22 protein-coding genes are annotated in these 21846 nt (G+C 60.9%); 13 read left to right on the top strand and 9 right to left on the bottom strand.

Annotated features, from left to right (window positions below; all coding sequences use genetic code 11):
* Nucleotides 1–157 precede the first annotated feature (157 nt).
* The 7 genes from C5F71_RS15660 (at nucleotide 158) to C5F71_RS15695 (ending at nucleotide 7944) form a co-directional block, all read left to right on the top strand.
* Entirely contained in the window at nucleotides 158–1294 is a 1137-nt protein-coding gene (locus C5F71_RS15660; RefSeq protein ID WP_104911477.1) for a branched-chain amino acid ABC transporter substrate-binding protein, read from the top strand.
* Between the two features lie 222 nt (nucleotides 1295–1516).
* Nucleotides 1517–2431: a branched-chain amino acid ABC transporter permease gene (locus C5F71_RS15670; protein WP_029300506.1), complete on the top strand. Its 915-nt coding sequence runs from the start codon at nucleotides 1517–1519 to the stop codon at nucleotides 2429–2431.
* A gap of 2 nt (nucleotides 2432–2433) precedes the next feature.
* Nucleotides 2434–3711: a high-affinity branched-chain amino acid ABC transporter permease LivM gene (gene livM, locus C5F71_RS15675; RefSeq protein ID WP_029300505.1), complete on the top strand. Its 1278-nt coding sequence runs from the start codon at nucleotides 2434–2436 to the stop codon at nucleotides 3709–3711.
* The gene (locus C5F71_RS15680) at nucleotides 3708–4583 is read left to right on the top strand and encodes an ABC transporter ATP-binding protein (RefSeq protein ID WP_029300504.1); all 876 of its coding nucleotides are present in this window, start codon (nucleotides 3708–3710) and stop codon (nucleotides 4581–4583) included. The genes livM and C5F71_RS15680 overlap by 4 nt, the downstream gene beginning before the upstream one ends.
* The gene (locus tag C5F71_RS15685) at nucleotides 4580–5296 is read left to right on the top strand and encodes an ABC transporter ATP-binding protein (RefSeq protein WP_029300502.1); all 717 of its coding nucleotides are present in this window, start codon (nucleotides 4580–4582) and stop codon (nucleotides 5294–5296) included. The genes C5F71_RS15680 and C5F71_RS15685 overlap by 4 nt, the downstream gene beginning before the upstream one ends.
* Before the next feature lie 805 nt (nucleotides 5297–6101).
* Complete coding sequence (locus tag C5F71_RS15690) at nucleotides 6102–6866, top strand: SDR family oxidoreductase (protein WP_029300500.1); 765 nt, start codon at nucleotides 6102–6104, stop codon at nucleotides 6864–6866.
* A 172-nt stretch (nucleotides 6867–7038) separates the two neighbouring features.
* On the top strand, nucleotides 7039–7944 hold the full coding sequence (locus tag C5F71_RS15695; protein WP_029300498.1) for a cation diffusion facilitator family transporter: 906 nt from the start codon (nucleotides 7039–7041) through the stop codon (nucleotides 7942–7944).
* Between the two features lie 375 nt (nucleotides 7945–8319).
* On the opposite strand, the gene C5F71_RS15700 is transcribed toward C5F71_RS15695, so the two are convergent.
* From C5F71_RS15700 to ureE, 5 genes are all read right to left on the bottom strand, one after another.
* Nucleotides 8320–9441 (bottom strand): AGE family epimerase/isomerase, encoded by a 1122-nt coding sequence (locus C5F71_RS15700; RefSeq protein ID WP_104911478.1) that lies wholly within the window; start codon nucleotides 9439–9441, stop codon nucleotides 8320–8322.
* 184 nt (nucleotides 9442–9625) lie between these two features.
* Nucleotides 9626–10198, bottom strand: a complete 573-nt coding sequence (locus tag C5F71_RS15710; protein WP_029300790.1) for a HupE/UreJ family protein — start codon at nucleotides 10196–10198, stop codon at nucleotides 9626–9628.
* A gap of 22 nt (nucleotides 10199–10220) precedes the next feature.
* The gene (gene ureG, locus C5F71_RS15715; RefSeq protein ID WP_029300789.1) at nucleotides 10221–10835 is read right to left on the bottom strand and encodes an urease accessory protein UreG; all 615 of its coding nucleotides are present in this window, start codon (nucleotides 10833–10835) and stop codon (nucleotides 10221–10223) included.
* Nucleotides 10836–10844: 9 nt separating this feature from the next.
* Complete coding sequence (locus C5F71_RS15720; protein ID WP_104911480.1) at nucleotides 10845–11519, bottom strand: urease accessory protein UreF; 675 nt, start codon at nucleotides 11517–11519, stop codon at nucleotides 10845–10847.
* The gene (ureE, locus tag C5F71_RS15725; RefSeq protein WP_029300785.1) at nucleotides 11516–12016 is read right to left on the bottom strand and encodes an urease accessory protein UreE; all 501 of its coding nucleotides are present in this window, start codon (nucleotides 12014–12016) and stop codon (nucleotides 11516–11518) included. The genes C5F71_RS15720 and ureE overlap by 4 nt, the downstream gene beginning before the upstream one ends.
* A gap of 309 nt (nucleotides 12017–12325) precedes the next feature.
* Between ureE and C5F71_RS15730 the strand changes: the two genes are divergently transcribed.
* The gene (locus C5F71_RS15730) at nucleotides 12326–12847 is read left to right on the top strand and encodes a C40 family peptidase (protein WP_029300782.1); all 522 of its coding nucleotides are present in this window, start codon (nucleotides 12326–12328) and stop codon (nucleotides 12845–12847) included.
* A 5-nt stretch (nucleotides 12848–12852) separates the two neighbouring features.
* Here C5F71_RS15730 and C5F71_RS15735 read toward each other — a convergent pair whose 3' ends face one another.
* Complete coding sequence (locus tag C5F71_RS15735) at nucleotides 12853–13485, bottom strand: TetR family transcriptional regulator (protein ID WP_029300780.1); 633 nt, start codon at nucleotides 13483–13485, stop codon at nucleotides 12853–12855.
* A gap of 152 nt (nucleotides 13486–13637) precedes the next feature.
* Nucleotides 13638–14057: a hypothetical protein gene (locus C5F71_RS15740; protein ID WP_092233104.1), complete on the bottom strand. Its 420-nt coding sequence runs from the start codon at nucleotides 14055–14057 to the stop codon at nucleotides 13638–13640.
* Between the two features lie 368 nt (nucleotides 14058–14425).
* Between C5F71_RS15740 and C5F71_RS15745 the strand changes: the two genes are divergently transcribed.
* Nucleotides 14426–16495 carry an AsmA family protein gene (locus C5F71_RS15745; protein WP_104911481.1) on the top strand — a complete coding sequence of 690 codons (2070 nt, stop codon included), beginning with the start codon at nucleotides 14426–14428 and terminating at the stop codon, nucleotides 16493–16495.
* A 124-nt stretch (nucleotides 16496–16619) separates the two neighbouring features.
* Here the strand turns inward: C5F71_RS15745 and C5F71_RS15750 are convergent, their stop codons facing one another.
* The gene (locus C5F71_RS15750) at nucleotides 16620–17150 is read right to left on the bottom strand and encodes a bacterioferritin (protein WP_029297770.1); all 531 of its coding nucleotides are present in this window, start codon (nucleotides 17148–17150) and stop codon (nucleotides 16620–16622) included.
* Between the two features lie 176 nt (nucleotides 17151–17326).
* On the opposite strand from C5F71_RS15750, the gene C5F71_RS15755 reads away from it, so the two are divergent.
* On the top strand, nucleotides 17327–18217 hold the full coding sequence (locus C5F71_RS15755) for a triacylglycerol lipase (RefSeq protein ID WP_104911482.1): 891 nt from the start codon (nucleotides 17327–17329) through the stop codon (nucleotides 18215–18217).
* 14 nt (nucleotides 18218–18231) lie between these two features.
* Here the strand turns inward: C5F71_RS15755 and C5F71_RS15760 are convergent, their stop codons facing one another.
* Entirely contained in the window at nucleotides 18232–19110 is an 879-nt protein-coding gene (locus C5F71_RS15760) for a DMT family transporter (protein ID WP_104911483.1), read from the bottom strand.
* A gap of 97 nt (nucleotides 19111–19207) precedes the next feature.
* Here C5F71_RS15760 and C5F71_RS15765 point away from each other — a divergent pair, with 97 nt between their 5' ends.
* The 3 genes from C5F71_RS15765 (at nucleotide 19208) to C5F71_RS15775 (ending at nucleotide 21725) form a co-directional block, all read left to right on the top strand.
* A complete protein-coding gene (locus C5F71_RS15765; protein ID WP_029297765.1) occupies nucleotides 19208–19996 on the top strand; it encodes a helix-turn-helix transcriptional regulator in 789 nt (262 codons plus the stop codon).
* Between the two features lie 71 nt (nucleotides 19997–20067).
* Nucleotides 20068–20367 carry a PsiF family protein gene (locus tag C5F71_RS15770; RefSeq protein ID WP_029297763.1) on the top strand — a complete coding sequence of 100 codons (300 nt, stop codon included), beginning with the start codon at nucleotides 20068–20070 and terminating at the stop codon, nucleotides 20365–20367.
* 344 nt (nucleotides 20368–20711) lie between these two features.
* Nucleotides 20712–21725 (top strand): AI-2E family transporter, encoded by a 1014-nt coding sequence (locus tag C5F71_RS15775; protein WP_029297762.1) that lies wholly within the window; start codon nucleotides 20712–20714, stop codon nucleotides 21723–21725.
* Nucleotides 21726–21846 lie beyond the last annotated feature (121 nt).

Here is a 21846-nt window from a genome sequence, read left to right on the forward strand (position 1 = left end):
GCACCGAAACACCTGTAATAACAATGACACCGTGTCTTTCTGAAATAAAAAAACGCAATGGCACGCTGCTTGCTCTCAGCTTTCCAGTGAAGGTTTCAAGTGAAAGTTTGAAGTGAAATTGCAGTGCCCATTCAACAAAAAACTCGGAGCACCACTCATGTCCCAGACGTTTTACAAGAAAGGTTTCCTGGCCCTCGCGGTAGCTGCCGCGCTGGGTGTTTCTACGTTTGTTCAAGCTGATGTGAAGATTGGCGTGGCGGGGCCGATGACCGGTGCCAACGCAGCCTTCGGTGAGCAGTACATGAAAGGTGCCCAGGCGGCAGCTGACGTTATCAACAAGGCCGGCGGGATCAACGGCGAGCAGATCAAGCTGGTGGCCGGTGACGATGCCTGCGAGCCCAAGCAGGCCGTGGCCGTGGCCAACCGCCTGGCTGACCAGGACAAAGTGATCGGCGTGGTCGGGCACTTCTGCTCCTCGAACACCATTCCAGCCTCCGAGGTGTACGACGAAGCGGGCATCATCGCCATCACTCCAGGCTCCACCAACCCACAAGTCACCGAGCGTGGCCTGGGCGCCATGTTCCGTATGTGCGGGCGTGACGACCAGCAGGGCATCGTGGCCGGTGACTACATCGTCGACGTGCTCAAGGGCAAGAAAGTCGCCGTTATCAACGACAAGGACACCTACGGTAAAGGCCTGGCCGATGCCACCGCAGCCCAGTTGACCAAGCGCGGCGTCAAGCCGGTGCTGGAAGAAGGCCTGACCCGTGGCGAGAAAGACTTCAGCGCCCTGGTCACCAAGATCCGCTCCCTGGGCGCCGACGTGGTGTACTTCGGCGGCCTGCACCCGGAAGCCGGCCCTCTGGTGCGCCAGATCCGTGAAGCGGGCCTCAAGGACGTCAAGTTCATGTCCGACGATGGTGTAGTGACCGATGAACTGGTGGCGACCGCCGGTGGTGCGCAGTACGTCGATGGCGTCTACATGACCTTCGGCGCCGACCCGCGCCTGCTGCCAGACAGCAAGGCGGTGGTGGAAGAGTTCCGCAAAAACGGCACCGAGCCTGAAGGCTACACCCTGTACGCCTACGCTTCGATCCAGGCCCTGGCGGCCGGTTTCAATGGCGCCAAGTCCAACAAGGGTGAAGACGCGGCCAAGTGGCTCAAGGCCAATCCGGTGCAAACCGTGATGGGCAAGAAAGAGTGGGATACCAAGGGCGACCTGAAGGTCTCCGACTACGTGGTGTACCAGTGGGACAAGGACGGCAAATACCACCAGTTGGAAAAGCAGAAGTAATCAACCAGCCACCACCGACCCCTTGTGGGAGCCGGGCTTGCCCGCGATGACGGACTGACAGCCAGCACCTGTGTTGAATGTGAAACCGCTATCGCCGGCAAGCCAGCTCCCACATTGGATCGAGGTTGTCCGGGCCATGGTGTCCGGCACCCAATCTGTCTTTTCCTCCAGAAGGGCCGCACACCTGATGGTGTGCAGGTTCTCACCGCGTGAGATTGCGTTATGGATGGTATTTTCCTGCAGCAACTGGTCAACGGCCTGACCCTCGGGTCGGTCTATGGCCTGATCGCCATCGGCTACACAATGGTCTATGGCATCATTGGCATGATCAACTTCGCCCACGGCGAGGTTTATATGATTTCCGCTTACCTCGCGGCGATCAGTCTGGCACTGCTGGCGTACTTTGGTCTTGAATCCTTCCCGCTGCTCATACTCGGCACCCTGATATTCACCGTCGTCGTCACCGGCGTCTACGGCTGGGTCATCGAGCGTGTCGCCTACAAACCGTTGCGCAACTCCACCCGCCTGGCCCCGCTGATCAGTGCCATCGGGATCTCGCTGATCCTGCAGAACTACGCGCAGATCGCCCAGGGCGCCAAGCAACAAGGCATTCCGACCCTGCTGGCCGGCGCCTGGCGCGTCGATATCGGCACCGGGTTCGTGCAGTTGACCTACACCAAGGTGTTTATCCTGGTTGCGGCCTTTGCCGGCATGGCGCTGCTGACCTACATCATCAAGTACACCAAGCTCGGCCGCATGTGCCGCGCGACGCAGCAAGACCGCAAGATGGCCTCGATCCTGGGGATCAACACCGACCGCGTGATCTCCTACGTGTTTGTCATCGGTGCGGCCATGGCGGCCCTGGCCGGTGTGCTGATCACCCTGAACTACGGCACGTTCGACTTCTATGCCGGCTTCATCATTGGCATCAAGGCATTTACCGCAGCGGTACTCGGCGGCATCGGCTCCCTGCCTGGGGCGATGCTGGGCGGGATCATCCTGGGGATTTCCGAGTCGCTGTTCTCGGGGTTGATCAACTCTGACTACAAAGACGTGTTCAGTTTCTCCCTGCTGGTGGTGATTCTGATTTTCCGTCCCCAGGGCCTGCTTGGTCGCCCACTCGTGGCGAAGGTGTAAACATGTCTGCAGCCAAATCTATCGATATCAAGAAAAGTGTGGTCGATGCAGTCCTCGCCGGGCTGATTTCCCTGATCGTGTTCGGGCCCATCGTCGGCGTGGTCCTGGACGGCTACAGCTTCAATCTGGAGCCCGCCCGCGTGGGCTTGCTGGTGGCCATTGTGATGGCCGGGCGCCTGGTCATGAGCCTGTTCCTGCAAACCCCCAAGGGCTTGAAGATTCTCCAGGGTTTTGAAAACTCGGGCTCCGGCGTGCATGTGCTGGCGCCGGACTACAAGTCGCGGCTGCGCTGGATCATCCCGGCGCTGATTGTGATCGCCATCGTCTTTCCGTTTTTCGCCAACAAGTACCTGCTGACCGTGGTGATCCTCGGGCTGATCTACGTGTTGCTGGGCCTGGGCCTGAACATCGTGGTCGGCCTGGCCGGGCTGCTCGACCTGGGTTACGTGGCGTTCTACGCCATCGGCGCCTATGGCCTGGCCCTGGGTTATCAATACCTCGGGCTGGGCTTCTGGACGGTGCTGCCACTGGCGGCCATCGCGGCGGCGTTGGCCGGATGTATTCTGGGATTCCCGGTGTTACGAATGCACGGTGACTACCTGGCCATCGTGACCCTGGGTTTTGGTGAAATCATCCGCCTGGTGCTCAATAACTGGCTGTCGTTTACCGGTGGGCCGAACGGCATGCCGGTGCCATCGCCGACGTTCCTCGGCCTGGAATTCGGCCGGCGGGCCAAGGAAGGCGGGGTGCCGTTCCATGAGTTCTTCGGCATTGCCTACAACCCCAACGTGAAATTCCTGTTCATCTACATCGTGCTGTTTCTGGTGGTATTGCTGGTGTTGTACATCAAGCACCGCCTGACTCGCATGCCGGTGGGCCGCGCCTGGGAAGCCTTGCGTGAAGATGAGATCGCCTGCCGCTCCATGGGCTTGAACCACGTGCTGGTGAAGCTTTCGGCGTTCACCATTGGTGCGTCCACCGCTGGCCTGGCCGGTGTGTTTTTTGCCAGCTACCAGGGCTTCGTCAACCCCTCGTCGTTTACCTTCTTCGAATCGGCGTTGATCCTTGCGATTGTGGTGCTGGGCGGCATGGGCTCGACGGTGGGCGTGGTAATTGCCGCGTTTGTGCTCACCGTGGCACCTGAACTGCTGCGCAGCTTCTCCGAGTACCGCGTACTGCTGTTCGGCGTGTTGATGGTGGTGATGATGATCTGGCGGCCACGGGGCCTGATCCGGATCAGCCGTACCGGTGTGACACCACGCAAAGGGGTGGCGCCATGAGCAAAGAAGTCGTTCTCAACGTGGAACACCTGATGATGCACTTCGGTGGCATCAAGGCCTTGAGCGATGTAAGCCTCAAGGTCGAGCGCAACTCGATCTTCGCCCTGATCGGCCCCAATGGCGCCGGCAAGACCACGGTGTTCAACTGCCTGACCGGGTTTTATACGGCCAGCGGCGGCAAGATCGAACTCAACATCCGCGGCAAGCAGACCAACGTGATCCAGTTGCTGGGGGAACGTTTCAAGCCCACCGACTTTGTTTCGCCCAAGAGCTTTTTCAGCCGGGTGTACTACAAGATGTTCGGCGGCACCCACCTGGTGAACCGCGCCGGCCTGGCCCGCACGTTCCAGAACATTCGCCTGTTCAAGGAAATGTCTGTGGTGGAAAACCTGCTGGTGGCCCAACACATGTGGGTCAACCGCAACATGCTGGCGGGCATCCTCAACACCAAGGGCTACCGCAAGGCCGAAAGCGATGCACTGGACCACGCCTTCTACTGGCTGGAAGTGGTGGACCTGGTGGACTGCGCCAACCGCCTGGCTGGCGAACTCTCCTACGGCCAGCAGCGCCGCCTGGAAATCGCCCGGGCCATGTGCACCCGGCCGCAGATCATCTGCCTGGACGAACCGGCTGCGGGCCTCAACCCCCAGGAAACCGAAGCCCTCAGCGCGATGATTCGCCTGCTGCGCGACGAACACGACCTCACAGTGGTACTGATCGAGCACGACATGGGCATGGTGATGAGTATTTCCGACCACATTGTGGTGCTGGACCACGGCAACGTCATCGCCGAGGGGGGGCCGGAAGCGATTCGCAACGACCCGAAAGTGATCGCGGCCTACCTGGGCGCCGATGAAGAGGAGTTGGTATGACGACGCCTATCCTCGAAATGAAGGACCTGGACGTGTTCTATGGCCCGATCCAGGCCTTGAAGAAGGTCTCGCTGCACATCGACGAAGGCGAGACGGTGAGCCTGATCGGCTCCAATGGCGCGGGCAAGTCCACGCTGCTGATGTCGATCTTCGGCCAGCCGCGCGCCGAGTCCGGACAGATCCTGTATCAGGGCGTGGACATTACCCACAAGTCGTCCCACTACATCGCCTCCAACGGCATCGCCCAGTCCCCGGAAGGGCGGCGGGTGTTCCCCGACATGACCGTCGAGGAAAACCTGCTGATGGGCACCATCCCGATTGGTGACAAGCACGCCAGCGAAGATATGCAACGCATGTTCGAGCTGTTTCCACGGCTCAAGGAGCGGCGCAACCAGCGCGCAATGACCATGTCCGGTGGCGAGCAGCAAATGCTCGCCATCGCCCGGGCGCTGATGAGCCGGCCCAAGCTGCTGCTGCTCGATGAACCGAGCCTGGGGTTGGCACCGATCGTGGTGAAGCAGATTTTTGCCACACTGCGTGAGTTGGCCGCCACCGGGATGACCATCTTTTTGGTGGAGCAGAACGCCAACCACGCGCTGCGCCTGTCTGACCGGGCGTATGTGATGGTCAACGGCGAGATTCGCCTCACAGGCAGCGGCAAAGAGCTGCTGGTGAACGAGGAAGTGCGCAACGCCTACCTCGGCGGGCACTAAAACCCGCCCCCATTGTAGGAGCCGCCTTTGTGTGGGAGCTGGCTTGCCTGCGATGCATGCCCCTCGGTGTTTCCGGTAAACCGAGGGGGGCCATCGCGGGCAAGCCCGGCTCCCACATAGAGCCGGCTCTTACATTTTTCGGTAGTCCACAGGCGCATAGGCAAATTGTGGAAAACAAATCCACACACCTGCCAAAGCGCGACATATAGCCGCCGCAAATCCCTGTTTTGTCACACAAATGACTTGTCCCCATCCACTGTGGAACCGGCTGTGGGTAACATGGGAGTAGCTGGCTGCAAGCCTCTATTTACGTGGCCTGCAGCGTGGTGAGTGTTTTTTGATCAGCGGCTTTTTCGTGGGCTTGCACAGGATTTGTCAACCTGTTCATAGACACAGGTATATGACCGAAAGATGATGCCGGAGCCTGTGGATAAGTCTGTGGTTAAACTCTGGAAAGACCTTGGTAGAGGCCGGATTTACTGGCCTGGAGCCATGTCCCTCGGCGCGTTGCTTTGCACAGGCCTACATAGGGCGGGTCCAAGGTCAAGCAAAAAACTTTTTGAATCGCGCTGAAAGCCTTGTACATAGCGGCCTGGAGGGTTTTGCAGTTGCCCCCAAAGACTGTGGGCGCAGCTGTGGATAACCTGCGCGCACATGGCTGTAAGCCACGGTTCACAAGGCTTTACGTGGTGTGGTTAAAAAGTGACCAGGTGTGCGTGGGATTATGTGCATAGCGGTTGCCGCGACGGCGGCGTAAGGGCATTCTGCTGGCTGATTTTTTCTCGATGCCTGCAAGGAGAACACCATGTCCAACACGCTGTTTATTACTGGCGCAACCTCAGGTTTCGGCGAAGCCTGTGCCCGTCGCTTCGCTGAGGCCGGCTGGAAACTGGTGCTCACCGGCCGGCGTGCCGAGCGCTTGAATGCGCTGGTCGAGGAGCTTTCCAAGCAGACCGAGGTGCATGGCCTGGTAGTGGACGTGCGTGACCGCAAGGGCATGGAAGAAGCGATTGCCAACCTGCCAGCGTCGTTCAGCAAGCTACGCGGGCTGATCAACAACGCCGGCCTGGCGGTGGGCACTGACCCGGCGCCTAAGTGCAGCCTCGACGATTGGGAAACCATGGTCGACACCAACATCAAGGGCCTGCTGACCACCACCAGCTTGCTGCTGCCGCGCCTGATCGCCCATGGCCGTGGTGCCGGGATCATCAACCTGGGCTCCATCGCTGGCAACTACCCGTACCCGGGCAGCCACGTGTATGGCGGCTCCAAGGCGTTCGTCAAACAGTTCTCCCTGAACCTGCGCTGCGACCTGCAAGGCACTGGCGTGCGCGTGACCAACATCGAGCCGGGCCTGTGCGAGAGCGAGTTCTCCCTGGTGCGCTTTGGCGGTGACCAGGCGCGTTACGACGCCACCTATGCCGGCGCCGAGCCGATCCAGCCCCAGGACATTGCCGACACCATCTTCTGGGTGATGAACACCCCGGCGCACGTGAACATCAACCGCCTGGAACTGATGCCAGTGAGCCAGACCTGGGCTGGGTTTGCGATTGAGCGTGGGGCCAAGTAAGGCTTGAGACTGCGTCGCGTGTTTCGCGGGCAAGTCGAGTCATTGTACCGCCGGTGCGACGATTCGACGTGCCCGCGAAGGCGTCAGATCGGTCAAAACAGGGCATAAGGTACACTCCACTCCTGAAAACCCCACCGCACCCAGCGGTTTAAAGGTTTTGACAGGAGGATATGTGAGTAACCGAGGTGAGCAGGCACTGCTCAAACAATCGACCATCCTGATGTTCGCCGTGGCGATCGCCGGGATTGTCACGGGTGTGATATCAGGCGCCCAATCCATTTTATTCGATGGCTTTTTCTCGCTGATCGCGACCTTTATCAAGGTACTAATGCTGATCACGGCCAAGCTGATCGCCAAGAAAAGTAACGACCGTTTCCAGTTCGGCTACTGGCACCTGGAGCCCATGGTGCTGCTGATCGAGGGCAGTTTCCTGCTGTTGATCGCCATCTATGCGTTTCTCAACGGGGTGTTCGGCATTATCAATGGCGGGCGCGAGATCGAGTTGGGGCTGGTGATCATCTACGCCGCGGTGTTTACCGTGGTCGAGTTCGCGTACTTCTTCTATGTGCGCCACCGCAACCGCAAGCTGCAATCGTCGTTGATCCAGTTCGACAACATCAGTTGGCTGGTGGACGCGATGCTCTCGGTGGGCTTGCTGGTGAGCTTCCTGGCCGCGTTGCTGCTCAAGTCCCAGGGCTATGGCGAGTGGGCGGTGTATGTCGACCCCATGATCCTGATCCTGCTGGCCCTGAGCATGCTGGCGCCGGCCTTGAAGATCCTGCGCCCGGCCTTGCGCGATGTGCTGGGGATTGCCCCGGACCAGTTGGACGACAAGGTGCGCGAAGTGATGGACGCGGCCCAGGCCCGGCATGGTTTCGAGGACTACGTGTCCTACGTGCAGAAACACGGGCGCGCGCGGTTTATCGAGATTCATGTGGTGCTGCCGGCTGACTACCCGGTGGATAAAGTCGCAACGCTCGATGAGCTGCGTGAAGAGATATCCACAGGGCTGGGCGCGGCGGACAAGGCGCGTTGGTTGACCATCAGCTTTACCGGCGATCGCAAGTGGATTGCCTGATAGTCAGTTAGACCGCGGTGAGGCTATCGCTGCATAGGTATCTACACAACTTTCAGAAACTGACGAACTTCCCTGTGGCGAGCGGGCTTGTCGGAACGCCGCATCGCCCGCGCTGGGCTGCGAAGCAGCCCCAAAACCAGCCGCTGCGGTGTATCTGGTACAACGCATTCGGCTTATTGGGGCTGCTTCGCAGCCCAGCGCGGGGCAAGCCCGCTCGCCACAATTGCGCTATCTGCCTGGATTTAGGCGTTGCGGCAAAATTGTGTAGATACCGATGACTATCGCAGGCAAGCCAGCTCCCACATTCGACCGCATTCCAAAGATGGAACTCGGTCAAGTGTGGGAGCTGGCTTGCCTGCGAAGGGGCTGCAAAGATCAGCCGAAAAATTCGATCAGGCCCTGATAGCACGTCGCCAAATGGTAGGGCGTAGTCGACGGCATATCCCGGCGGCTCACCTCTCCCTTGGCATCCAGGCACTCATTCCAGCCCCGGGCATGCAAGAAATGCTGCTGCAACGCCAGCAATTGGCGCTGCAGCACCGCTGCGCTACCCGCACGCAAAGTCAGTGCCCGCAGGTACTCGGCCTGGGCCCAGATGCGTTGGGTGCCGTCACGCACGGTACCGTCCAGGGCCAACATGCCACTGACGGCGCCGCTCACGTTATCCACACCCATCTGCTCGGCATAGGCAAATGCCCGGCTCAGCGAGGCATGCAGCGCAGTGCCGCGCAATACGGGTGAGGACTCCAGGAGAAAGAACCACTCGAACTGGTGCCCCGGTTCGAACCAGTTATCCACAGCACCCAGCGGCTTCTCCATCATCACCCCATGCTGGCGGTCGATGAAACGCTGCTGCATGGCCGTCGCCAATGCCAGCAGGGCCTTTTGCACTGCGGCGTCTTCACGCACCGCGAGGGTGGCGAGGAAGCCTTCGGCCAGGTGCATCAGCGGGTTTTGCAGCGGGCCGGACTTGAGGGATGACCAGTTACGCTCCACTACCGCCTCATACAGGCCGTCGCCCGTGGCAAAGCGTTCGGCAACCACTTCCAGGGCGGCGTTGAGCACCGATTCCACCAGCGGCTCACGGACCTTGGCCCAGTAATGGGCGCAGGCGAAGATGATAAACGCGTGGGTATACAGGTCTTTGCGCTTGTCCAGCGGCTTGCCGTGGGGGTCGATGCTGTAGAACCAGCCACCGTGCTCGGCGTCGTGGAAGTGCCGTTGCAGCGAGCGAAACAACGCCGCGGCACGTTCTTCGGCAAAGTCCTGGCCCGGCTCGCCGATCAGGCTGGCAAACACGTACAACTGCCGCGCACAGGCCATGGCGCGGTAGCGCTGTGGGGGCAAGGGGCGGTGATCGGCATCCAGCGCCTCATAGGGCAACGCCAACTCGGCATTCCAGCCCGGACCCTGCCAGAGCGGCACGATCAGGTCGTTGAAGTGCGTGAGCACAGCGTTCAAGTGAGGCTTGTTGGCAGAGCTTGGAGCGATGGGCATCGGCTGGCGTCGTCACGGCAGGGGTGTTTGCCGCGCATGTTAGCAGGCTTGGGGGCAGCGGTGGTTTTGCTACCGCTTTCGCGAGCAAGCCCGCTCCCACATTTGACCGGGTTCCATCGTTGGAATGCGGTCAAATGTGGGAGCGGGCTTGCTCGCGAAGAGGCCCTCAACAGCGCTGCATCACTCAGCCCGCCAGCAACCAAACCCCAGTCGCCGCCGAAGCCGCCCCCGCCACCCGCACCAGGGGTGCCGCTGCAGCCGGCAGGAACCGCACCAGCGCATAACCGGCCGCGTGCAACACCGCCGTCGCCCCCACGAACCCGGCGGCATACGCCCAAGGGCTGGTCATGTCCGGCAGCTCCAGGCCATGGGCCACACCATGGAACAGGGCGAACACGGCTGTTGCGGCCATGGCCACCGCCACCGGTGGGCGAATCGCCAAGGCCACCGCCAGGCCCAGGGCCAGTACCGACGCGGCAATCCCGCTTTCCAGGGCTGGCAATGCCAACCCTTCAAAACCCAGCATGCCGCCCAGCAGCATGGTGCCGACAAAGGTACACGGCAGCGCCCAGCGCGCCGCGCCTTGTTGCTGCGCCGCCCACAGGCCGACCGCCAGCATCGCCAGCAAATGGTCCAGCCCGCCGAGTGGATGGCTGATACCGGCCACCAGGCCATTGTCGCCATGACCCGGATGGGCAAAGGCCAGGGCCGGGGCCAGCAGCAGGGTGGCGGCGGCAAACAGTTTGTTGAGGCTCATAAACAGCTCCTTGGTGAGTGGATCAGGCTGCGCTCAGCAGGCCTTGGCGTTCGATGAAGGCGACGATTTCTTCCAGGCCGACGCCGGTTTTCTGGTTGCTGAAGACAAACGGCTTGCCGCCGCGCATGCGCTGGGTGTCGCTGTTCATCAGTTCCAGTGAGGCGCCGACCAACGGCGCGAGGTCGATCTTGTTGATCACCAGCAGGTCCGACTTGCAGATCCCCGGCCCACCCTTGCGCGGCAGCTTGTCGCCGGCCGACACATCGATCACGTAGATCGTCAGGTCCGACAGTTCGGGGCTGAAGGTGGCCGACAGGTTGTCGCCGCCCGACTCCACCAGAATCAGGTCCAGGCCTGGAAAACGCCGGTTCAACTGGTCCACGGCTTCCAGATTGATCGACGCGTCTTCGCGAATGGCCGTGTGCGGGCAGCCGCCGGTTTCCACGCCGATGATGCGCTCGGGTGCCAGCGCCTGGTTACGCACCAGGAAGTCGGCATCTTCGCGGGTATAGATATCGTTGGTGACCACCGCCAGGTTGTAGCGATCACGCAGGGCCAGGCACAGCGCCAGGGTCAGAGCGGTCTTGCCGGAGCCAACGGGGCCGCCGATACCGACGCGCAGGGGTTGTGTGTTCATGGGGCTCTCCTAGGAACGGAACAGGCGGCTGTACTGGCGCTCGTGGGCCATGCATGCCAGGGACAGGCCGAACGCGGCGCTGCCAAAATGATGGGGATCGCGCTGGCGGGCGTCCTGCTGGGCCTGTTGCAGCAACGGCAGCAGTTCGCTGGTCAGGCGTTGGGCGGCTTGCTGGCCCAGGGGCAGGGTTTTCATCAGCACCGCCAATTGGTTTTCCAGCCAGCTCCAGAGCCAGGCGGCCAGGGCATCGTCGGGGCTGATCGCCCAGGCGCGTGCGGCCAGTGCCCAGCCCAGGGCCAGGTGGGGTTCGTGGGTGGCGTTGAGAAAACGCCGGGCCGGCTCATCCAGCTCCGGCAGGCCGTTGAGCAGTTGTTGCAGGGAGTAGCCCATTTGCCGGCTCTCCTGGAACAGCTCGCGGGTTTCGCGGCTGGCGCGGTGTTCTTCACACAGGTGGCGCAGCCCCTCCCAGTCGTGGTCCGCAGCAGCCTGGCAATGGGCAAGCAGCAGCGGCGCTTCGAAACGCGCGAGGTTGAGCAACAGTTGGTCGCTGATCCAGCGTCGGGCGCTGGCGGCATCGCACACACGGGCATTGTCCACGGCCATTTCCAGGCCCTGGGAGTAGCTGTAGCCGCCAATCGGCAATTGCGGACTGGCCAGACGCAGCAGCGCCCAGGCCGGGTTCACAGGCGCACGCCGAACTGGTGCAGTTTGGGCGGATAGTTGAAGTCTTCATCACCGTGGCGCGAGTGATGATGACCGCCACCATAGGCCCCGTGCTCGGGCTGGAAGGGCGCTTCGAGGGTTTGGGTATGGGCGCCCAGTTGCTCGAGCATGGCCTTGAGCACGTAGTCATCGAGCAGGCGCAGCCAGCCGTCACCCACTTGCAGGGCCACATGACGGTTGCCCAGGTGATAGGCCGCGCGGGTCAACTCGAAGGCGCTGCTGCAGGTGACGTGCAGCAGTTGTTCAGGGCGCGCACAGACACGTACGACACGTCCGTCTTCAGCCTGTAGGAATTCACCATCATGCAGCGGCGGCTGGCCGCGCTCCAAAAACAGGCCGACGTCTTCGCCCTCGGCACTGAAACAGCGCAGACGGCTTTTGCTACGGGCTTCGAAGTTCAGCAGCAACTCCGCAGCCCAGGTGGATTGGGGCGCAATTTTGCGGTGGATCACCAGCATCTGAAAGCTTCCAGCTATGAGCGATAAACAGGCTAGAGCAAGGGGCTTGCCAACCAGGCTGGATGTAGGAAAACGCCGTAGGTTCTGGGCGTTACGCCACTAAACGGGGCGAGCGTTCTGGAAGGGGGTGATCCAATTTGGTGCGCGATGGGGTGTGCAGGCACTCCAATTGGGCGATTTGAACGTGGGGTATTTATCGGTGGTGATGTTTGGGATTTGTCCTACGAGAATCTTGGATTTTCCGTTCATCATGCTACGCGTCGTTTTACTAGGATTTCGCCCCGTGTTTAATCCATTGCGACGTTCATCATGTTCAAGTCATTTTTATGTGTAGTTCTTGTCGGTCTGTTCGGCATCGTTTCATCGGCCTCGGCCAACTTCACCAAGCGCAACAACACTGGCCTGGCCCCGTTCGGCTCTTCGCTGCAGGCCGTGCCGCAACCGACCATCGACAATGTGATCGACCGCGCCCATCAATTGCTGGGCACCGCCTACACCTGGGGCGGTACCTCCCAGGAGCAGGGGTTTGATTGCAGCGGCTTGCTGGTCTATCTGTTCAAGACTGAAGCCAACATCGTCATCCCGCGCACCACGGCAGCGATGCACCGTTCAACGGCGGCGACGATCAAGCGCAACGCACTGCAACCCGGCGATGCGGTGTTTTTCCGGGCCAATGGCAGTGGCCAGGTCGGTCATGTCGGCCTGTATGTGGGGGAGGGTAAATTCATTCACTCGCCACGCAAGGGCAAGAGCGTGCGCATCGACTCGCTGGCCAACAATTACTGGAAGAAGAACTACACCACGGCCAAGCGTTTCCACGCGGTGCGTTGAGCGCGCTACTCGGTGCTGCCCAGGCCTTGCCAGTGCTTGAGGCCGATAAAGATAAAGCGCAGTTGCTGGGTGATCTTGGCCTGGGGCGTGAGGTGCGCCGGCAGGGCAGCCGCGGGCGGGTCGATGATGTCGGGCAGGGTGGCGAACACGCTCTTGACGATCAGGTCGGCCATCACATGCAGGCCCTCGGCATCCAGGTGCTGGAGCTTGGGCATCAGCGTCAGGTCGGCCGCCAGGTCCGAGGTGATGTCTTCGCGCAAGGCGCCGATGGCTTGGCGCACGGCCAGGCAGCCGCCGTATTGCTCGCGGGCCAGGAATAAAAACTGCGAACGGTTGGCCGCCACCACATCGAGAAAGATGCGCACTGAGGCATCGATGATGCCACCCATGACAAATTCGTTGTGGCGTACCAGGCGGATGGTGGCGCGAAAGGTCTGGCCGACCTCACTGACGAGCACCAGGCCCAGTTGGTCCATATCGGCAAAGTGACGGTAAAAACCGGTGGGCACGATGCCGGCGCTCTTGGCCACTTCCCGCAGGCTCAGGCTGCCAAACCCTCGGCCACCCTCCATCAGATGGCGGGCTGCGTCCATCAAGGCAAGGCGGGTCTGTTGCTTCTGTTCGGCGCGGGGCAGCATGGGCGGGTGGGCTTTGTAGACAAGGACAGCGACGCACTCTAGCAAAACAACTTTACCGGCGTCGAACTTGAAGCAGGACAAAGGTGGTGCGGATCGTACAAAGTCAAAGCCCGATCTCAGGGGATCGGGCTTTTTTCAGGGCCAGCACCGGCTTAGCTCGTTGCTTTATGCATTTCTTCCAGACGGTCGGAACCGCCTTCGGCAACGAATTCGCGTTGTTGCAGGCGGTCCGAACCACCTTCAACCAGGCCTTTCTGTTCCAGGCGATCACGGCCGCCTTCGGCAACGAATTCGCGTTGTTGCAGACGGTCCGAGCCACCTTCAACCAGGCCTTTCTGTTCGAGGCGATCACGGCCGCCTTCAGTGACGAATTCGCGTTTTTGCAGACGGTCCGAACCACCTTCAACCAGGCCTTTCTGTTCCAGGCGATCACGACCCCCTTCGGCAACGGTCTGGCCGATGTGCGAAGCGTCAGCCTTGGCTTGTGGGATGGCTTGTTCGGCCGCTGGCAGGGCAAAAGCACTGGTGGCCAGGACAGAGAGTGCAACACTGAGCAGTAATTGGCGTTTCATGATGAGTTGCTCCTTGGGAGGGCGATAAAGTGGGTACGGAGGCAATGCTACTCTCGATATCTCGATATAAAAGTTCATAAACACAATGGTAATAATCAACAGAATTGATTGTTCTGCGCCGAGGCTCTAGATCGCGTCTCTCAAGCACGCGCTTTTGCACCGGGGTGGGTATTTTCGATACGGGCATGGGTAACAACGGTGCGCTGGCCATGAGGCAAGCTGTCGGATCAGTCAGAAAAAGCGCTTTTCACCGCTAAATGCCATCTGCGGTTAAACCCCCAGGCCATTTGCCAGTCGTAGCCATATAAGCTTTAGTCCTTGCGCGCGTTGCCGGTGGCACGCGCAGCCGTAATCAGGAGCCCTGTGCAATGACGCGCACTCGTAAAATTCTCGCCTGGAGCAGTGCCTGCTTCGTTCTGTTAATCGCCGCCGTGGTGTTGATCCTGGTGTTCTTCGACTGGAACCGGATCAAGCCGCAAATCAATGCCAAGGTCTCTGAAGAGCTGCACCGCGCCTTTGCCATCAATGGCAACCTGGCTGTGGTCTGGCAGCGCGAGCCGGACGAGGGCGGTTGGCGGGCCTGGGTGCCGTGGCCCCATGTGGTGGCCGAGGACCTGAGCCTGGGCAACCCCGAGTGGTCGAAAAAACCGCAGATGGTCACCCTCAAACGCGTCGAACTGCGCATCTCGCCCTTGGCGTTGCTGGCCCAACGCGTGGTGATCCCGCGCATCGACCTGACCGAGCCGAGCGCCCAATTGCAGCGTATGGCCGATGGTCGCGCCAACTGGACCTTCACCTTTGATCCCAAGGATCCGAATGCCGAACCCTCCAATTGGGTGGTGGACATCGGCGCCATAGGCTTCGATAAAGGCCACGTGACCCTCGACGACCAGACCCTCAAGACCCGTCTCGATGTGCTGATCGACCCCCTGGGCAAGCCGATTGCGTTCAGTGAGATCGTCGGCGAGCGCGATGCTAAAAAAGCCCTGGAGCAGGGCGCCACGCCCCAGGACTATGCGTTTGGCCTCAAGGTCAGCGGCCAGTACCACGGGCAGAAACTGGCGGGTAGCGGCAAGATCGGCGGGCTGCTGGCTTTGCAAGACGCGGCCAAGCCATTCCCCTTGCAGGCCCAGGCGAAGGTCGGTGATACCAGCATCGCCCTGGCCGGCACCCTGACGGACCCCCTGAACCTCGGCGCCCTGGATCTGCGCCTGAAACTGTCCGGCACCAGCCTGGGCAACCTTTACCCCCTGACCGGCGTGACCCTGCCGGACTCGCCGGCTTATTCCACCGATGGTCGCTTGATCGCCAAGTTGCATGAAGCCGGCGGCGCGTCGTTCCGCTATGAAAACTTCAACGGCAAGATCGGCAACAGCGATATCCACGGCGACCTGGCCTATGTCGCCAGCCAGCCACGGCCCAAGCTCAGTGGCGCGCTGGTGTCCAACCAACTGCTGCTGGCCGACCTGGCGCCGCTGATCGGTGCCGACTCCAACGCCAAGCAAAAGGCCCGTGGCGGTGAAAGCAAGCAACCAGCGACCAAAGTGCTGCCGGTGGAGGAGTTCCGCACTGAGCGCTGGCGCGATATGGACGCCGACGTCGAGTTCACCGGCAAGCGCATCGTGCACAGCGCCGAACTGCCCTTTACCGACCTCTACACCCACCTGGTGCTCAACGATGGCCAACTAAGCCTCGAACCCCTGCGCTTCGGCGTGGCGGGCGGCAAGCTCGATGCGCAGATCCGCCTCAATGGCCGCATCACGCCGCTGGAAGGCCGGGCGAAGCTGACGGCGCGCAACTTCAAGCTCAAGCAGCTGTTCCCAACCTTTGAACCGATGAAAACCAGCTTCGGCGAGCTTAACGGCGACGCCGATATCGCCGGGCGCGGCAACTCGGTGGCGGCGCTGTTGGGCAGTGCCAATGGCGATCTGAAAATGCTCATCAACGACGGCGCGATCAGCCGCAGCCTGATGGAAATTGCCGGGTTGAACGTGGGCAACTATGTGATCGGCAAGTTGTTTGGCGACAAGGAAGTGAAGATCAACTGCGCAGCGGCGGACTTCGGGATCAAGACCGGCCTGGCCACCAGCCGGCTGTTTGTGTTCGATACCGAGAACGCGATCATCTACATCGATGGCACCGCGAACATGGCCAGCGAACAACTGGACCTGACCATCACGCCAGAGTCCAAGGGCTTTCGCTTGTTCTCACTGCGTTCGCCGTTGTACGTCAACGGGCCGTTCATCAAGCCCAATGCCGGGGTCAAGACGGTGCCGCTGTTGCTGCGTGGCGCAGGGATGGTGGCGCTGGGTGTGATCGTCGCACCTGCGGCGGGCTTGCTGGCGCTGGTGGCGCCCAGTGGGGATGAGCCGAACCAGTGCGTGCCGTTGTTGCAGCAGATGAAGGAAGGCAAGGCGCCGAAGACTGTGAAGGGCTAACTGACTGAACCACAACCAAATGTAGGAGCTGGCTTGCCTGCGATAGCATCGCCTCGGGTTTACTGAAAAACCGAGGTGCATGCATCGCAGGCAAGCCAGCTCCTACATTGGTTTGTAGTGTGGCTTACAGGTCTTTGAGAATGTCCGCCATATCGTCAGCGTGCTCTTCTTCCTGGGCCAGGATGTCTTCAAAGATCCGGCGGGTGGTTGGGTCTTTCTCGCCGATGTACTGAATGATCTCGCGGTAGCTGTCCACCGCGATGCGCTCGGCCACCAGGTCTTCGTAGACCATTTCCTTCAAGGTCTTGCCGGCCACGTATTGCGCATGGGAATTCTTGGACAGCAGGTCCGGGTTGAACTCCGGCTCGCCGCCCAGTTGTACGATGCGTTCGGCGAGTTTGTCGGCGTGTTCCAGTTCCTGATTGGCGTGCTCCAGGAACTCATCGGCAGCCACGCTGGCTTTCAGGCCGCTGGCCATGAAGTAGTGGCGCTTGTAGCGCAAGACGCAGACCAGTTCGGTGGCCAGCGACTCATTGAGCAGGCGCAGGATCTCTTCGCGGTCGGCACTGTAGCCTTCGGTCACTGCGCCGTTTTCCACATTCTTGCGCGCACGTTCGCGAAGGGTGCTTACGTCAGACAAATGCATGTCGGTCATTTCAATCTCCTGAGGCTAATCCGGTTTTGCGCCACACTCTGGTGGTGTGATCGCTCAAAGTTGTGAGTGCTGCGCGGCGCAAAAAGTTTTATCGGATGTTGCCGGCTGTCATATCGATTGCCCCAGGGCTGGTCTACGATCAGCTCAGTCGCCCCTTTTCAAGGATGTTCGCCGCCATGGCGCAGACATTGGCTACACGTTATCCCTTGGTGTTGGTGCCGGGCATGCTCGGTTTTGTAAGGCTGGTGCTGTACCCCTACTGGTACGGCATCGTCCCGGCCTTGCGTGCCGGTGGGGCGCAGGTGTTTGCGGTGCAGGTGGCGCCGCTCAACTCCAGTGAGGTGCGCGGCGAGCAGTTGCTGGTGCAGATCGAGCAGATACGCCGCCAGACCGGCGCCGACAAGGTCAACCTGATCGGCCACAGCCAGGGTTCGCTCACCGCCCGTTACGCGGCGGCCAAACGTCCGGAATGGGTGGCTTCGGTCACTTCGGTGGCCGGGCCCAACCACGGGTCGGAACTGGCGGACTACCTGCACACCCATTACCCGGCCGACAGCGCCAAGGGCCGCATCATGAGTGCGCTGTTGCGCCTGGTGGGCGGGGTGATGGGCCTGCTCGAAACCGGTTATCGCGGCCCGCGCTTTGCCGCGGATATCCATGCCTCCCATCAATCCCTGACCAGCGCGGGGGTGGCACTGTTCAATCGCCAATACCCCCAAGGCCTGCCACACACCTGGGGCGGGCAGGGCGCCGAGGAAGTGAACGGTGTGCGCTATTACTCCTGGTCCGGCACCTTGCAGCCGGGCAAGACCGATCGCGGGCGCAACCTGCTGGACGGCACAAACCGCAGTTGCCGGCTGTTTGCGCGGACCTTCGTCAAGGAGAAGGGCCAGTGCGATGGCATGGTCGGGCGCTACAGCTCACACCTGGGTACGGTGATCGGCGATGACTATGCACTGGACCATTTCGATATCGTCAACCAGTCCCTGGGCCTGGTGGGCAAGGGCGCCGAGCCGGTTCGGCTGTTTGTCGAACATGCGCAGCGGCTGAAGGCGGCCGGGGTCTAGGCGATAGCAATCGGTCAGGCGATGCGCCTGACCGGTGTCGTCCACCGCTCCGACAGAATCACCCCACCCAACGTCAACACACCCCCCACCAAGTGATACAGCGCCAACTGCTCCTTGAGCACCATCGCTGCAATCAGTGCGGTGATCAACGGCAGCAGATTGAAAAACAGCGTGGTCCGGCTCGGTCCCAGGTTTTTCACCGAATGCATCCACGCCAGTGGCGCGATCATCGAGGCCAGCAGGCAGGCATACACCACCAGGCCAATATTCGACGGGCCCAGGCCGACCTTGTCCGAGGCCAGGAACAGCGGAAACAGCACCACCACCGCCACCAGCACCTGCAAATACAGCAACACCAGCGGTGGCAGGCGCAGTTGCCATTTCTTCAGCAGGGTGCTGTAGATCGCATAGGCCAGGGTGGCTACCAGCATCATCGCGTCGCCCAGGTTCACTCCGTGTTGCAGCAACGCGCCGAGGCTGCCGGACGAGACGACCACCGCGACCCCGGCAAACGACAGTACCGCACCGGTCAGGGCGCCAAAGGTCAGGCGCTGGCCGAGGCTGATAATGGCCGCGGTCAGGGCCATCAACGGCATCAGCGACAGGATGATCCCCATATTGGTGGCGCTGGTCAGGCTCGCGGCGTAGTACGCCAGGCTCTGGTAGACCGCCATGCCGAGCACGCCAAGCACGGCGATCTTGCCCAGGTTGGGGCGGATCAGCGCCCAGTTGGCGATGACCGGCTTGAGCATGAACGGGGTAAACAGGATGGCAGCCAGCAGCCAGCGATAAAAGCCGATCTCGGCCGGGAAAATCGAACCCACGGCGAGTTTGTTGACCACGGTATTGCCGGCCCAGATAAAGATGGCCAGCAGTGGATAAGCGTATTGCATTGCAGGGAACCAGGAACGTTAGTGAAGGCTGATTATCCTTTGTCTGGATCGAAGCCTATACTTCGATCCGGCCAAGCCACCTTTGGATCCAGACAACATGTCCCAGACCTACATCAACCTGCCCGATTTCGAGGTGCTGCCGGCCCCGGTGTACTTTCGCTATTCGGAATTTGCCGCCGACAGCCGCGCCTCCAGCCATCAGCATGCCTGGGGCTCGCTGGATTACTCGGCCCGTGGCGTGATGCGCTTTGAAGTGGGCGGCAACCGGTTTATGTCGCCACCGCAATACGCGGTGTGGATCCCGCCCAACACCCAGCACAGTTCCTACAATGCCCAGGCGATTGTCTACCGCTCGGTGTACCTGGCGCCGTCCTTGTGCGAGCAATTGCCCTCGCAGCCCTGCACCCTGACCATCAGTAACATCCTCAAGGCCATCCTCAGTGACTTTGCCGAGCGCGATGTCAACATCCCCGCCAACGAGGCCGACGTGCGCCTGGCCCAGGTGCTGGTGGACCAACTCCGGCAGGCGCCGGTGCATGATTGTTTCCTGCCCTATGCCAGCAGTCCCGGCCTGCTCAGCGTGCTTGAAGGCATGCAGGTGGATCCTGGAGACAACCGCGCGCTGGCGCAGTGGGCACAGCAGGTGCACGTCAGCGAACGCACCCTGGCCCGGCAATTTGCGCGGGAACTGGGCATGAGTTTTGGCGAATGGCGCCAGCGCCTGCGCTTTCTTGCGGCCATCGAAGCCCTGGAAAGCAGCCGCAGCGTGCAGGAAGTGGCCTTTGACCTGGGCTACAGCACCGCCTCGGCGTTTATTGCGATGTTCCAGCGCCAGGCCGGCAGCACGCCGGAGCAGTATCGGCGGACGAATCTACGTAGCAGGTGAAGGTGTAACAGGCTTTGTCTACACTGCAGGGGAGGCCGCGCCCCTCGGCGTGGTAACAGGGAGAAAACTCCATGAAGATGTTGCGTATTCCGTTGTTGATGATCGGTCTGCTGCTCTGTTCCCAAGGGTTTGCGGCCACTGCCCAGCAAAACAAAATGACCACCTGCAACGCCGAAGCCACCACCAAGACCTTGAAGGGCGACGAGCGCAAGGCCTTCATGAAAACCTGCCTCTCGGCCCCGGCAGCCAACGACGCCAAGACCCTGACCCCGCAGCAGCAAAAAATGAAGGACTGCAACGCGTCGGCGAAAACCAAGGCGTTGACTGGCGATGCGCGTAAAACCTTTATGAGCACCTGCCTGAAGAATTAATAGCCCCGGACTACCTAAGGCTGCGACACTCGCACAGCCATTACACCTGTAGGAGCGAGCTTGCTCGCGAAGAACGTTGACGATAACGCCGGCACTCTGGATGAACGCGTTGTCTGGACGTTTTTCGCGGGCAAGCCCTAATGCCGTTCAGTTAAGCGGATTCTGCTTTCTGTAGGAGCGAGCTTGCTCGCGAAGGATGTCAACGATAACGCGTGTTTGCTAGGTAAACGCGGCGCTCTCAAGTTCTTCGCGAGCAAGCTCGCTCCTACAAAAAGGCTTAACTGAACGGCATTAGGGCTTGCCCGCTCCTACATGTCCTTTAACGCCGTTCGTTTAGAGGCTGTATGCCAACGTTTTCTTCGCGTCATGTGTTGTTGCTGGCCAGCTACATCATCATCTTCGGCGGGTTGCTGCTGGTCCTGCCGTTAAAACTGCTGCCTAGCCTGTTGGCCGGCCTGTTGGTTTTCGAACTGGTCAACATGCTCACTCCACAGCTGCAACGCCTGATCGAAGGGCGGCGCGCGCGTTGGCTGGCGGTGGCATTGCTCGGTACCGTGATTGTCAGCGTGCTGACCCTGATCTTCGCCGGCGCCATCAGCTTTTTGCTGCACGAAGCGGAAAACCCCGGGGCCTCCCTGGATAAATTCATGGGCGTGGTCGACCGCGCGCGCGGCCAGTTGCCGCCGTTCCTCGACGCCTACCTGCCGGCCAGCGCCGCCGAGTTTCGCGTGGCCATCGGCGAATGGTTGAGCAAGCACCTGAGCGACCTGCAACTGGTGGGCAAGGACGCGGCGCATATGTTCGTGACCCTGCTGATCGGCATGGTCCTGGGGGCAATCATCGCCCTGCAGCGGGTCCCCGACCTGACCAAACGCAAACCCCTGGCCGCCGCGCTGTTCGACCGCCTGCACCTGCTGGTCCAGGCTTTTCGCAACATCGTCTTCGCGCAAATCAAAATCGCTGCCCTCAACACCGTGTTCACCGGGATATTCCTCGCGGTGGTGCTGCCGTTGGCGGGGATCCATCTGCCGCTGACCAAGACCCTGATCGTCCTCACATTCTTGCTGGGCCTGCTGCCGGTGATCGGCAACCTGATGTCCAACACCCTGATCACCATCGTTGCGTTGTCGATGTCGATCTGGGTGGCGGTGGCGGCGCTGGGTTATCTGATCGTGATCCACAAGGTCGAGTACTTCCTCAACGCGCGCATCGTCGGCGGGCAGATCAGTGCCAAGTCGTGGGAGTTGCTGTTGGCGATGTTGGTATTTGAAGCCGCATTCGGCCTGCCGGGCGTGGTGGCGGGGCCGATCTACTATGCGTATTTGAAGAGTGAGTTGAAGCTGGGCGGGATGGTCTGAGGGTTCAGGGTGCCTGGACTGGCCCTTTCGCGAGCAAGCCCGCTCCCACATTTAGACTGCATTCCCCAGGCGGAACTCGATCTAAATGTGGGAGCGGGCTTGCTCGCGAAGGCCGCACCAC

This window comes from Pseudomonas sp. LG1D9 (assembly GCF_002949995.1).
Lineage (GTDB): Bacteria > Pseudomonadota > Gammaproteobacteria > Pseudomonadales > Pseudomonadaceae > Aquipseudomonas > Aquipseudomonas proteolytica.